The sequence below is a fragment of the Thalassobacter sp. genome (assembly GCF_982993085.1).
On the sequence record NZ_CEZFMW010000015.1, the window covers coordinates 1 to 14,026 of the forward strand.

The 14,026-nt window shown below is 55.6% G+C and carries 7 protein-coding genes; 5 read left to right on the forward strand and 2 right to left on the reverse strand.

The genetic code is table 11. From position 1 onward, the window contains the following. The 5 genes from pglX to AC4GMC_RS04180 form a co-directional block, all read left to right on the forward strand. Positions 1 to 2,285 (forward strand): BREX-1 system adenine-specific DNA-methyltransferase PglX (gene pglX, locus AC4GMC_RS04160; RefSeq protein ID WP_488082201.1); only part of this gene is annotated, 2,285 nt, incomplete at its 5' end. After that, positions 2,285 to 4,786 (forward strand): BREX-1 system phosphatase PglZ type A, encoded by a 2,502-nt coding sequence (gene pglZ, locus AC4GMC_RS04165; RefSeq protein WP_487876011.1) that lies wholly within the window; start codon positions 2,285 to 2,287, stop codon positions 4,784 to 4,786. The genes pglX and pglZ, both read left to right, overlap by 1 nt. 11 nt (positions 4,787 to 4,797) lie before the next feature. Next, entirely contained in the window at positions 4,798 to 6,921 is a 2,124-nt protein-coding gene (gene brxL, locus AC4GMC_RS04170) for a BREX system Lon protease-like protein BrxL (protein ID WP_487876012.1), read from the forward strand. Between the two features lie 48 nt (positions 6,922 to 6,969). Next, positions 6,970 to 11,643 carry a DUF3320 domain-containing protein gene (locus AC4GMC_RS04175; RefSeq protein ID WP_487876013.1) on the forward strand — a complete coding sequence of 1,558 codons (4,674 nt, stop codon included), beginning with the start codon at positions 6,970 to 6,972 and terminating at the stop codon, positions 11,641 to 11,643. A gap of 32 nt (positions 11,644 to 11,675) precedes the next feature. Further along, positions 11,676 to 12,206 (forward strand): hypothetical protein, encoded by a 531-nt coding sequence (locus AC4GMC_RS04180; RefSeq protein ID WP_487876014.1) that lies wholly within the window; start codon positions 11,676 to 11,678, stop codon positions 12,204 to 12,206. A gap of 33 nt (positions 12,207 to 12,239) precedes the next feature. Here AC4GMC_RS04180 and AC4GMC_RS04185 read toward each other — a convergent pair whose 3' ends face one another. Continuing rightward, complete coding sequence (locus AC4GMC_RS04185) at positions 12,240 to 13,463, reverse strand: radical SAM protein (protein ID WP_487876015.1); 1,224 nt, start codon at positions 13,461 to 13,463, stop codon at positions 12,240 to 12,242. Next, entirely contained in the window at positions 13,463 to 14,020 is a 558-nt protein-coding gene (locus AC4GMC_RS04190; RefSeq protein WP_487876016.1) for a hypothetical protein, read from the reverse strand. Before AC4GMC_RS04190 ends, AC4GMC_RS04185 begins: the two co-directional genes overlap by 1 nt. Positions 14,021 to 14,026 lie beyond the last annotated feature (6 nt).

Here is a 14,026-nt window from a genome sequence, read left to right on the forward strand (position 1 = left end):
GCCAGTTCGAGCAGGCCAAGAACTTCGGCTCGCTGATCGTGCCGAAACTGCGCGATCCGGCAGAGACACTGCGGGTGGTGGAGGCGCGGGATTTTGGCGGCGACCTGCTGCTGACGGACGTTAAGGCGCGCGTTTTGACCGTTCTACGCATGGCAGAGGCGCTGTCGCCGAAGTATCATGTGGTGGTGGCTAACCCGCCGTATATGGGGCGAGGTGGCATGAACCCCACTCTTATGACGTGGACCGAAGCCAATTACTCTGATTCAAAGTCTGATCTCTTCGCAATGTTTATGGTTCGCTCGCTCATGCTGAATGTCCAAGGCGGGTTCATGGCCATGATCAACATGCAGTCTTGGATGTTTCTCTCGTCCTTTGAGAAAATGCGTGGATGGTTGCTTGCATCGTCTCATCTTACTTCGATGGCACACCTTGGAGAGAGAGCATTCGATACAATTGGCGGGTCAGTCGTGTCGACAACTGCTTTTGTCTTCGAAAAGTCTCGGAAAGCTTCCAGTGCTGGGTACTTTGTTCGCTTGGTAGATGGGCGGAACGAAAATGAAAAACTGGAGGCTTTAAAAAGAGCCGCCTCAGGAGCGGATGACGAAGTTTACAAAGCAAGCACCACCGAGTTTGAACGGATCCCGGGCTACCCTATCGCATACTGGATATCTCAGACTGTCGCAAATGCATTCCTTGAGGATAAGCTCTCTTCAGTTGGGAGCACGCGCCGAGGACTTCAAACTGGAAACAAGGACCTTTTCATCAGGCAGTGGTCAGAGGTTAGCTCTGAGCAAACAGACTTTGATAGTCGTAACCGCGTCGAGGCACTTCAACGTTCCGAAAAATGGTTTCGATTCAATAATGGTGGCGACTTTCGGAAGTGGGCAGGTGGTATTGATCTAGTAGTGAACTGGCAATCGGATGGACGCGACATTAAGGCTAGCGGTAAGGCCATTATCCCCAGCGAAGACCTGTATTTCAAAGAGGCCGTTTGCTGGGGGCGAATTTCAAGCGGTCCAGAGGCATATCGCCTCCATGAGGGCGGACTGCTTCCGGGAGACCTCTCGCCATGCTATTTCTCCGATGCCCCCTACTTTTCATTGGCTTACTTCAACTCGCCTGTCGCGCGCACGTTCAAAAACGTTGTAAATCCTACGATCACCAATACAGTTGGAGATCTCGCCAAGATTCCGGCTCCCACGCGCGCGACCCCACAGAACGCAAGTGTTGAGCGCGTCGTCCGGCAGCTTGTGGCCTCGCATACAACCGACTGGGACGCCTACGAAACCTCCTGGGATTTCACCACGCTCCCGCTGCTCTCGCCCGATCATCGCGGCGAGACGCTGGCGGATAGCTACGCCACGCTCCGCGCCCAGTGGCAGTCCATGACGGACGAGATGAAAGCCTTGGAGGAAGAGAACAACCGCATCTTCATCGACGCTTATGGTCTGCAAGACGAACTGACGCCCGAGGTGCCGATCGAGGAGATCACCCTCACCTGCAACCCCGCCTATCGTTATGGCGTGAAGGGCTCCGAGGAAGCCAATGAGGCCCGCCTGCGCGCCGATACCATGGCCGAGTTCCTGTCCTACGCCGTGGGCTGCATGTTCGGGCGCTACAGCCTCGACGCGCCGGGCCTGATCCTCGCCAACCAGGGCGAGACGTTGCAGGACTATCTCGCCCGCATCCCCGAGCCGAGCTTCATGCCGGACGAAGACAACGTCATCCCCGTGCTTGACGCCGACTGGTTCGCCGACGACATCACCGACCGCTTCCGCCTGTTCCTGCGCACCACCTTCGGCGAGGCGCATTTCCAAGAGAACCTGCGCTACATTGAAGACGCGCTTGGCAAGGACATCCGCAAGTATTTCACCAAGGATTTCTACGCCGACCACGTGAAGCGGTATAAGAAGCGCCCGATCTACTGGATGTTCTCCTCACCCAAGGGGACGTTCAACGCGTTGATCTACATGCACCGCTACCGCGGCGACACGGTGTCGGTACTGCTCAACGACTACCTGCGCGAGTTCATAAGCAAGCTGGAAGGCGAACGCGGGCGGCTGGAAAAGCTGTCAGACGACCCGAGCGCCAGCCAGGGCCAGCGCACCAAGGCGCTGAAAGACATGGCCGTGATCGCAAAACAGATCGACGAGTTGAACGAATGGGAGCGCGATGTCGTCTTCCCGCTGGCGCAAGCCAAAATCGAGATAGACCTCGATGATGGTGTGAAGGCGAACTATCCCAAGTTCGGAGCCGCGCTGAAAAAGATTGTTGGGGTGAGTTGATGTCGGATCGGATCACCACCAGCCTGGAACGCCTTTTTGACGAGCATCGTATCGTCTTTTGGTATGACGCAGCACGCGACATGCGGGGAGAGTTCGAGGCAGTCGATTTGGCTGGTGTGACAAAGGTGGAAGTCGCCAACAACCAGTTTGGGCTGAAACATCGGATGCTGCGGCAGGAGCCGACGGCAAAGTTTCTGGTGTTCCATGATGGGCCTGAGCCTGAGAATGCCGCGAACTGGCTTTTGGACGTGCAGTTGGCAACGGCAGTTTTCAAGGCGGATCAAGCCGGCATCTGGCTGGGTGAGCTGGGCCTGCCGCCACAGTTCGAAAGCGTCGTGCGCGATCACCTGGAGTTTTATCGCTCTAAGGTGCGCGTGGCGGAGCTTAAACGGCTATTGCATGCGGCAGATACGCAGTCCCAAGTGCGGCTGCGCATGCTCGCCGTCTGTGCCGGTGCTGAGGGTGGGCTTGATACAGTTGTCGAGGCACTCCTTGGCGAATTAGCCGATGGCAGTGAGGATGCGATGCGGCTCATTGAGCGATCCGGCCTGACCGAGGTGTTTTGGAAGCAGGTTGGAAACGCCTATGGCTATCAGCCGGACCAGCCTGATCTGGAGGATTTTGCGATCGCGCTCTTTCAGTCGGCGTATCAGCGGGCGTTGGGCGAAGATGGCAAGCTGAGCGCTGAGGCTCTTCTGGTTTTCCGGCGCTGGAAGAACAATCGCCACTGGGAAGTGGCGTTCGAGACGCTTGCTGCTCGCTATCAGGCCTTGCTGAAGATTCCAGAAGATTTGTCCAAGCGCGACTTCCGCGCAGTCATGGCCATCGATCATTTCGAGGAAATCGACCGCCATATCATCCGCCAACTGGTGCACGCGATGTCGACGCAGACGGTCAGCGCGTCTGAGGTCCTGAAATGGGTGCGCGAACGCCGGCAAAGCCATTGGTATGGCACTTATGAGGACATCTATCAGGCGATCGGATTTGCCACAGAATTCCAGCAGGCGCTGGCAGAGGCCAACTTGGGGATGACGAGCCCTGCCGAAGGGGTGAAGCGCTATGTGAGCAGCTGGTACAAGCTCGACCAGCTCTATCGCAAATTCATCTACCATATGCAGCGCAGCGGCCATGCCTCGCTGCTTTCGGAACTCTACGAGGCGGTTGAGAACCGGTATACTAATAGCTTCCTCTTGAAGCTGAATGATGCCTGGCAGGATCAGGTTGCCGGACTGACCGACTGGGCAATCCCCGGCTACGCAAGCCAAAGCGCCTTTTATATCGAACAAGCCGCAGAGTTTCGCCGTCGCGATCAGAAGGTCGTGGTCATCGTTTCAGATGCCTTACGTTTCGAGGTGGCCGAGGAATGCCTACGCCGCATCCGGGCATTGAACCGATTTGATGCGGAGCTGAAGCCCATGATCAGCGCGCTACCCAGCTATACCCAGCTCGGGATGGCGGCACTTTTGCCAAACCGTGACCTGTCTTTCGCGCCTGATGGCGGCGGATCGGTACTTTCGGGAGGCGAAAGCACACAAGGCCTTGCCGCGCGCGAAAAGATCCTGGCAACGGGACGTGCAGGCGATCGCGCCAAGGCTCTATCCGCACGGGATGTTCTCGATATGCGGGTCGATGAAGGCAAAGAGCTCTTCCGCGACAATGACGTGGTCTACATTTATCACAACCTGATCGATGCGATTGGCGACAAGCTGCAGACCGAGGATCAGCTGCCCAAGGCTGCCGAAGACGCGATCGAAGAGCTAACCAAGCTCGTTCGAAAGCTGACCTCGGCGAATTTCTCGAACATCCTGATCACGGCAGATCATGGCTTCCTTTTTCAGCACCGAGTGTTGGATGAGAGCGACTTTGCTGTCGCCGATCCCAAGGGCGAAGAAATCCTGCTTCGTAATCGCCGCTTCGTCATCGGTCGTGGTCTCGAAGAAACCGCGGGCATGAAGAAGTTCAGCTCGGCGAACCTGGGCCTGGCGGGCGACCTCGATGTCCTGATCCCAAACTCGATAAACCGCCTACGCGTTAAAGGGGCGGGCAGCCGATTTGTGCACGGTGGCGCCTCACTGCAGGAAATTGTTATTCCCGTCCTCCGTGTCGGGAAACAGCGCGAAGCGGATGTGAACCAGGTTGAGGTGCAGATCATCGTATCTGGCCGCAGCCAGATCACTTCTGGGCAAACGGCTGTCATCTTCTACCAAGCGCAACCGGTGTACGAGAAAATGCAGGCGCGTGAGCTGGTCGCGGGGATCTATGCTGCCGACGACACGCTGATTTCAGACGAGCATGTTCTGCAGTTTGATTTTACCTCGGACAACGCCCGTGAACGCGAAATGCCTCGGAAGTTCCTGCTATCGCGTGAGGCGGACAAATTCAACAACCAAGACGTATTCCTTAAGTTGCGTCAGCCATACGGCAAAACGAGCCGCTTTGAGGACTACACAAGCCACCGCTTCCAGTTGAAACGTGGCATAACAACAGATTTTGACTTTTAAGGAGCGGCCCCATGAGCGATCTCGACGCTAGGATCAATGAACATTTCGCGGGCTTTGTCGTGCGCAAGGACCTAGTGAAGGCGGTCAAGGGCAACGCGATCGTTCCGACCTATGTGCTCGAGTATCTCTTGGGTCAGTATTGCGCCACCGACGACGAGGCGTCGATCGCGACTGGAATCGAGACCGTCAAAGAAATCCTGCGTAAACACTACGTCCACCGCAGCGAAGCGGGGCTTACTCAGTCGACGATCAAGGAAAAGGGGCGCTACAAGGTCATCGACCAGATCAGCGTGTCGTTGAACGAGAAGACGGATAGCTATGAAGCCACCTTCGACAATCTCGGCATCAAGAAGGTTGCGGTCGACAGCGGCACGATCAAGGCGCACCCGAAGCTACTTGTGACGGGCGTCTGGTGTATTGCAGACGTGCAATATGAGTATTCCGAAGATGCGCGCATTTCGCCTTGGATCCTTGAAACCATCAAACCCATCCAGATCGCCAAGGTTGACTATGAGGGCTACCGGGAGGCGCGGGGCAGTTTCAACACTGACGATTGGATCGACCTGCTGATGCAGAGCATCGGGTTCAACCCGGAAGCTTTTGGGCGTCGGGCGAAGCTCTTGCAGTTGATGCGCCTGATCCCCTTCGTGGAACGGAACTACAACATCATCGAGCTTGGGCCCAAGGGCACGGGCAAGTCGCACATCTATTCGGAGTTTTCGCCGCACGGTCAGCTGATCTCGGGTGGTGAAGTGACGATCCCTAAACTCTTTGTGAACAACTCGAACGGGCGCATTGGCCTTGTCGGCTACTGGGATGTCGTAGCCTTTGATGAATTTGCCGGCCGCGAAAAGACAGCAAACAAAGCGCTCGTCGACATCATGAAAAACTACATGGCCAACAAGACCTTCTCTCGGGGTGTAAATCCCATGGGAGCTGAGGCCAGCTTCGCGTTTGTGGGCAACACAGACCACAACGTGCCCTTCATGCTCAAGAACAGCGACCTCTTTGAAGCCCTACCGCCGCAATTCCATGACTCGGCCTTCATTGATCGCCTGCATGCCTATTTGCCAGGCTGGGAAATTGATGTGATCCGGGGTGAGATGTTCACAAGTGGGTATGGTTTTATTGTAGATTATCTCGCTGAAATGTTGCGCCATCTGCGCCAGGAAGATTTCTCCAACCGGCCGGACCAGCATTTCAAAATCAGCGAGAAGATTTCAACGCGGGATCGGGATGCGATCTACAAGACGATGTCGGGCCTGCTAAAGCTGATCTTCCCGAATGGCGGTGAGACGGCGGAAGATGTCGAAGAGCTGATGCGCCTGGCAATGGAAAGCCGCAAACGGGTCAAAGACCAGTTGGCGCGGATCGACAGTACATATCCTGAGGTCGATTTCCACTACCTTGGCACAGATGGGACCAAGCGCCGTGTGACTACGGTCGAGGAAGAAGAATACCCGCAGTTCTACCACCTCAAGCCCGCGCTGGATCCCAAGGAGCAGGAACAGTCAGAGATGTCAGGTGGTGGGGCCACATCTGTCGCTGAAGAAGGGGCCTCGAAGTCTCGCCCCGTTTCGGAGGGGGCGCGCCCTGACAAAGCAGAGGCGAAGCCCGTTCTCGAAGAAGGCCACCATGTCTTCACAGAGGATCGCAAGGGGATCAGCTACGATCGGCTCTTTGGCCCTTACATCGAGGGCGCGTCAAAGATCATTGTGACGGACCCTTACGTTCGGTTCTTCTACCAGATCCGCAATATGATGGAGTTTGTTGAAATGGTCATTCGGCGAAAGTCGCCTGAGGACCAAGTCAGCGTTCATCTCGTGACTGGGCCAGATGACGGTAATGTAGGCAAGCAACGCGAATTGCTCGACTCGATCGTAGACGCATGTGTTGGCTCGGGTGTTGAATTTACTTGGGCCTTTGATGGCTCAGGAACAGCGCATGCGCGCGATATCATTACGGATACTGGGTGGAAAATCGTTCTCGATAGAGGACTTGATATCTTTCAAGCACCTTTGAAAACTGGTGGGTTTTCGCTCAGTGACCGATTGCAGGAGCAGCGGATTATCAAGGGTTTTTATGTTACTTTCGTTAAGAACGAAACGGGTGACGTCTCGAAACACTCACAGTAAAATTAAGCCTAAGGGCTGCTTTAAGTGCATTACCGTAAGAGAGAATTGATGGAAGAGATACAACGGTCCCAAAATTTATCGGCACTCCTCGATGATGCGCGTCGTCGCCTCGTTGAAACAGGAACTCGTAACCGATTGGTGCATGTGAATAGATCAGCTAAGCGGGCCAATGCGCTTGATGTTGTAGAAGAGCGCAGTGCTGACATCTACAATCTGCTAAAATCTAATGGCAAGCGCATGCGCTTTCTGGCGCGTGACGAAGAAGAGCCCGATGAAGAGGTTGAAGTCGACGGTCCAATCTTAGCCTTAGATGAAGACGACGGCTCAGATCGTGAGGCTAGGTACCTGGATCTCTTTCTTGAAACGCGTCTGGGCCAAGAGGCCTTACAGCGCCGTCTGTTGCGTTTGTTCACAGATGCTAGGACTTCCGAAGAGGAGCAGGGTGTTAACATCCTTTATCTGGCAATGGGATTTTTACGCTGGTTCGAAAGTGACAATTCCGAAACCCTAAGGGAGTCACCGTTGATCTTACTGCCGGTAGAGTTGGTGCGAGATGAGCGTCGGGCAACGTTCAACTTACGGGCACGTGATACAGAAATTGTAACCAACTTGCCGCTGCAAGAGCGATTGCGGTCAGATTTTGGGCTCGAATTGCCGGAGATTTCTGAGGATGAAACGTTTTCCCCTGAAATCTATTTTGACGAGGTTGCAGCGCGCATCGAAGGTCGAAACCGTTGGACGATTGATCGTGATGGTATGCAGCTTGGATTCTTCTCGTTCTCTAAGCTCTTGATGATGCGAGACCTTGAGCCAGAACAATGGCCAGAAGGCGCATTTGAGGATCACCCAGTTCTCGGTGGACTTCTTGGGGGCGGGTTCGAACGGTCTGAACCGCTTTTTGGTCCTCAGGAGCCGCTTGACCCTCGGCTTGCTCCGTCTGATTTGCTGCATGTCGTACCAGCGGACGCGTCACAAACTCGCGTTATCGAGGAAGTTCGTGCGGGACGAAATCTCGTTGTTCAAGGACCGCCAGGAACAGGCAAGTCGCAGACAATTGCGAACATCATCGCGGGCGCTGCCCATGACGGCAAGACCGTGCTTTTTGTCGCCGAAAAGATGGCAGCGCTTTCGGTCGTGCATGATCGATTGCAGAAAATTGGCTTGGGCGACCTGTGCCTTGAGATTCATTCACGCGCTGCAAACAAGAAAGTATTTCTAGAGGAACTCGCTCGAACGTTAAATGCTGGGCGAGCAATTCCTGAACTGCCTGAGGCGCCAGATGCTTTGCGTGAGGCCAGAGATAAGCTGAATAGTGTGAGCGCTCAATTGCATGAGCCCGTCTCTGGGCATGGATTTACACCGTATAGGGCGATGGCAGAAATCGCACGTTTTGTAGGAATGGAGATGCAGCCACCAAGGCTTGCACGTGGCGGGTTGGCCGATCTTGACGATGCAACCCGAAAAAATCTTGCAGAGCGTGTATCAACCTATGTGGACCTACTTAAAACAGCTGGTCCTCGGTTGAACCACCCATTTGCGGGTGTTGGCTCAACGAGATTGCAGCCAACCGACCTTCAACGGCTGGAGCCTGATCTGCGTCAAGTGTCCGAGGCAATAAAGAAGTTGCAGGCGACGGCCTCGCATGTGGCAGTGTTGGCGCATCGACCGGAACCCTCCACACTTTTGGAATGCATCAGCTTGCGAAACCTTCTGCGCGCGGCGGTGCAAAGGCCAGCAGATGCCCAAGAGGCGAGCGCGGCGCTGCTGTCGCAAGTGCATGATGCTCGGCTTCAAGAAGCTCTTGGCGCGGGCCGCGCCTGGATCGAAGCGCGGGAAGCGGCAAGCACGCGTTTTGAGGAGCCGGCGTTTGGGATACCAGCCGATACGTTACGAGGCAAATTGGCACCTGGCGTGAGTTCGGTCTGGGCGAGGCTCTTCGGCACCTATCGTGGTGCCAGCAAAGAAATCGCTACGGTTTTAAGTGGTCCCTTACCCAGTGCACCTGCAGATCGTCTGCAGCTTGTTGATGAATTACTTAGCGTTCAGCAACGCCGCAAAGAGTTGTCCGATGAGGAAAGCTGGCTGAAAGAGGTCTTGGGGAGCGCGTGGCGTGGCGAGCGAACCCCTTTCACAGCGCTCTTAGCACAGGCTGAATGGCTTGGCCAAATGGCTACGATCGTCCCGTCCGCTGACGCTGAAAGTCTTGAGCGCATTAGCGCTGCAGCAGACCGTGAAGCTGAATTGAGCGCAGCTTTGGATGGCTTGGGCTTGGTTTTGGACCCACTTGTTGCAAGGCTTGAGATCAAGTGGCCGGAAGGTGACGATATTTCCCTCAAAATGCTGGTGCAGCGGACAGATGCCATGTGCGTTGCTCTTGATCGTTTCGGCGAATGGGCTCGTCTCACACATCTTTCTGCTGAACTGCAGAGCAGTGGCCTTGGGTCCTTAGTTGCCATGTTGGACGCAGGCGAGCTTTTGCCTGAAAAGGCAGTTGACGAATTTCTTTATGCGACCGCTGAAGCGCGATGGGAAACAGCGCGCAATCTATTTCCAGGCCTAGACGAGCTGGCTTATCTTGATCGACACGCGCTAGTTGAGGCCTTTCGCGGTCTTGAGGTGGAACGTCTCGCCGAGACCAGACGACTTGTTCGTGCTAAACATTTAGCGCAACTGCCCACAGGCGCTGCAGGCCAGATGGGCTTCTTGCGCGGAGAGATGGCCAAGAAACGTCGGCATCGGCCTATCCGTCAAATGATGAAAACTGCCGGGCAGATGGTTCAAAGGATTAAACCGGTTCTTCTCATGAGTCCTATTTCTATCGCGCAGTATTTGCCTACGGGGGCCGCAGAATTCGATCTTTTGGTTATCGACGAGGCCAGTCAGGTGCGGCCAGAAGAGGCGCTTGGCGCGATTGCGCGTTGCAACCAAATTGTTGTGGTCGGCGATCAGAAGCAGCTTCCTCCTACCAGCTTTTTTGACAGGGTCGCTGGCCCTGATGAAGCGGATTTAGACGAGGAGGCAGAAGATGAGGTTCGTACGGCGACTGCGACGGAAATGGAGAGCGTTCTGACGCTCTGTGAAGCCCGCGGCCTCAATCCAGCAATGCTAGAATGGCATTACAGGTCACGCGATCCATCACTCATTATGGTGAACAACGCTGAGTTCTATGATCACCGTTTGATCCTTCCGCCGTCGCCAGTTCAAAATGATCCGGAGTACGGGCTCGCCTTCCAGCGCGTGCCTGGCGTCTACACGAGCCGGTCTCGCGGATCAGGTCGGCCAGGCACTAATCGGATTGAGGCAGAGGCCGTGGCAAAGGCGGTCGCTGAACATGCGCGCAACCGTCCAGACCTTTCCCTGGGTGTGGTCGCCTTCTCTAAGGCACAATCTGACATGTTAACTGAGGTGTTCGAAGTCGCCCGGCGCCAAGACGAGATCCTAGACGACTTCCTACGTGAGGGACGTGCCGAGGACGTGTTCGTCAAGAACATCGAAAACGTGCAGGGCGATGAACGCGATGTGATCCTGATTTCGGTGGGGTATGGTCCGGCCGAGCCAGACGGGCGCCTTACGTCGATGTCGTTCGGGCCCGTGAATGGTGAGGGCGGTGAGCGGCGCTTGAATGTTCTCTTCTCGCGCGCCCGGGCGCGCTGTATCGTCTTCTGCTCTTTTGATCCCAACGACATCGATACCAGTCGAACCAGTCGTGATGGGCCAAGAGTCCTCAAGCGGTTCCTCGAATTTGCGCGTAGCGGGCAGATAGCCCAGCCACAGGCGACAGGTGAGTTACCTGACAGCCCGCTCGAGTCCGATGTGGCTAACGTAATTAAGGGTCTTGGCTATCCTTGCGATTACCAGGTCGGAGCTGCCGGATTTCGGATCGATTTAGGAGTGCGGCACCCTGACCAACCTGGCCGCTATATTCTCGCCGTTGAATGCGATGGTGCTACCTATCACTCTGCACTCTGGGCCCGTGAACGGGATCGCCTTCGCCAGGATGTCTTGGAGGGTCTTGGTTGGCGTTTTCATCGGATCTGGAGCACGGATTGGTTCCACCGTCGGGGGGCAGAAATTGACCGCCTTAAAGCGGCGCTTGAAACTGCGGCAAATGCTTCGGGGCCAGAATCATCTGGTGCTAACGCTGGAGGGCTAGCGGCTCCTGTTGAGGAAGCTGTGACGGATAACTCACCCACAGCAATATTACCGCCACCACCGGAGCATTTTGCTCCAGCTTATGAACTGTCGAATGCAAATGTGAATATGGACGTGGAACCTCACGATGCACCAATCAATGTGTTGGTCGATCTGGTGAATAAGATTGTCAATGATGAGGGGCCTATCCACAGGGCATTGATCGCGCGCCGGGTCGCTTCAGCTTTTGGGAAATCGAGAACAGGAGGGCGCATACAGGATGCATCAAATCAGGCTCTCAACCGAGCAGCAAAAACTACAGGTCTCATAATGGATGGAGACTTTGCTATGACGGATGCCCAGCGTGACGATTGCCCGGTAAGAGATCGATCAGGAGAAGGTGCACCGACGAAAGCTGATCTTATCCCTCCACTTGAGATACGTGCTGCGGCTGCTCAGGTGATTGCCGAAAGTGGGGAAATGTCCCGCGAAGATCTCGTTGTTTCGATAGCACGCACTCTCGGCTTTGCTAAGACTGGTAGGGAGCTGCAAAGCTACATTGAAAAGGCGCTTCCCAAAGGGTCATTGTAAGCACTCGGTTTCGAAGGAGAAATCTCTGAATAATGTTTGGCTTGGGCAAGAAAGACGAAGACGGAAAACAGGTTCGGATCGAACATCGCGGCAAATACACGCGCGCGTCTCGGACAGGTGGCGTTGCAGTGCGTGTGGAGAAAGAGGTCGGCCCGCTCAACTTGACGGCCAACTCGTCGAAGGGCCTGCGGGCGTCTACACGGATTGCAAATGGCACGCGCGTCGCCCTTCAAAACGGGCGGCTTCAGTTAATCGGCCGATGGCGGGCGGGTCCGCTAGGCTTCAATCTGTCGAAGACAGGAGTAAGCGCATCTTTAAAGAACAAGGCCGGCACTTTTAACTTTCTGAAGCCGCAATACTCGTCTTTTAAGTTTGCGGGTGTTCAACTTCGCGGTAAAAAAGCGGCGCAGCTACAGGTAATTTACATGCTGATTATGGTTGCTGTTTTTTTGATGGCCGCGATATCACGAGCTTTTGTGTTTGTGCTGTGGCTTGCAACTTTGCCCTTACTATTGCTCTGGGACATCCTTGTTGGCTTTGTGCGGGGGCTGCGTGGTTCATAGTAGGATCGTCATCCAGGGCTCCGCCAAGTGGCATCAATCTAGTTGCTCTACCCCAACCACCACCATCCCGGTCAAATGCGACACTGCCGCCATCATGATCCCCATATTAAACGCAAACTCGTTGGCGCAGCTTTGCTTGAAGAAGTCGCCCTCGAGGAACATGCAGGATCCTTTGCAGAGTTGGACGACGGGGCACGACATGCACTCGTCTCGGAAGGCAAAATGCGTCGCGGTAGTGAGTGCGATCGCATCAATGTCATCAACATGGCCGATCTTGTGCTCACCCTTCGCCCCTGTGTTCTGGCAGGTCATGACGTTGCCGCGCAGATCAACGGCGATCGTGTCTTCTCGATCCATACCGCACTTTTGGCCTAGCGCCTCAATGGGTCTTTGCCGCTGGATCGAGGCGTAAAATTCGTCGATCCGCTCGCCCAAGCCAAAAGCATTCGGGTCCTCAACCAGGGCTTCAAAGATTGACCGGGTAAGTCTGTTTAGCTCAGTTGTTTCAAACCGCCCTGTGCCAATCGCGGTCGCAGCATCATAGACGTTCACAACGCCCTCGAGGCCGACGTGGATACCCGATCCCACCCGATCCGCAAACCAGGCCTTCAGCGCCTGTAGATCATGATGCTCCCGTGTCAGCACCGCGTTAAAGCCTACCTGGTCTGCGCGCTCGGCCAACAGGGCTTCAATCCAAGCGCGCGTTTCGGGATCATCGAACGGATCGGGCCCGCGCAGATGCTGACCGGGCCCGTCATGGGAGATTGTTATTGCGATGTCATGCGCGGCAATGAAGTCCAGCTTTTCGCGGTTGAGAAGAGAACCATTGGTAATGATCGAGAAGCAGGCACCGGGAAAGCGCGCGGCCAGAGCCGGCACTAAGCGTTTAATCTTGGCCCAATACAGAAACGGCTCGCCGCCCCAGATTTCAATTTGCTCTGGGGCTTGCGTGATCCAGCCGTCAAGCTGGGTTAAGAAGTGTTCCACATCGGCAAGCTTTGAGACCGTCGCATCCTCAATCTGGAAGGCCTGACTGCAATAGCTGCAGCTATAGTTGCACGAGAGCCCGAGCTGGATTTTCAAAACACGCGGTGCGCGGGATTTGCCCAGGGGCTGGTCTTTTGCCACACGCGGGACAGACGCGAACTCTCCGGGATCGACAGGCAGGGGCAGCCCTTCGCATTCTGAAGTGTGGGTGTTGTAGCGCAGAGTTTGCTGGGCACCGTCACGGGCCTCTAGGGTCAATTCAAACCACATCAGTCAAAGAGCCTTTCTTCAAGCGCGTCGGGCAGGTTGACGCGGAAGTTCGCGACGACCTGCACGTGGGGCGTGCTCCCCTGATAGGGGTGCTGGTTGTGAGGGATATGCGACGGGAAGAAGACCGAGAGCCCTGGTCGCGGATTAACCGAGAAGCCATGCCGCGCCTCGAAGGGCAGCCGTCCTTCGTCGAAGTAACGCGATGGGTCCTCGATCACGAAGCGGGGATTGCCAACTGAGTTCACCAGTTGCCCCGCACCACTTCCCGTCAGGAAGTGGACGCAGGTGAGATCCCCCTCGCGGCTGTCCTTGTGGGTCGAGATGAAGCCACCAGGCTCGATGACGAGGGCGCGGTTTTCGCAGTGGTCGGGGTCTAGATAAGAAGCCCATTCACCAAGGAAGGATCGAGCACAATCAAAAAGGTGCGCCTTGAGCGCCTGGCCTGCCGCGCTCCAATCCAAAATCCCGCGGACCCGCCGCTTGGACGCGCTGCGCGCGTCTTTGGTGTCCATCTCTCCAACGGCTGCTATCGCTTCCTCCGCCAGTTGGCGGTTCACCTCCCA

Bases quoted from the DNA above. Each gene is read 5' to 3' on its own strand.
- AC4GMC_RS04180 (WP_487876014.1), top strand. From the start codon at position 11,676: ATGTTTGGCTTGGGCAAGAAAGACGAAGACGGAAAACAGGTTCGGATC.
- AC4GMC_RS04175 (WP_487876013.1), top strand. From the start codon at position 6,970: ATGGAAGAGATACAACGGTCCCAAAATTTATCGGCACTCCTCGATGAT.
- AC4GMC_RS04185 (WP_487876015.1), bottom strand. From the start codon at position 13,463: ATGTGGTTTGAATTGACCCTAGAGGCCCGTGACGGTGCCCAGCAAACT.
- brxL (WP_487876012.1), top strand. From the start codon at position 4,798: ATGAGCGATCTCGACGCTAGGATCAATGAACATTTCGCGGGCTTTGTC.
- pglZ (WP_487876011.1), top strand. From the start codon at position 2,285: ATGTCGGATCGGATCACCACCAGCCTGGAACGCCTTTTTGACGAGCAT.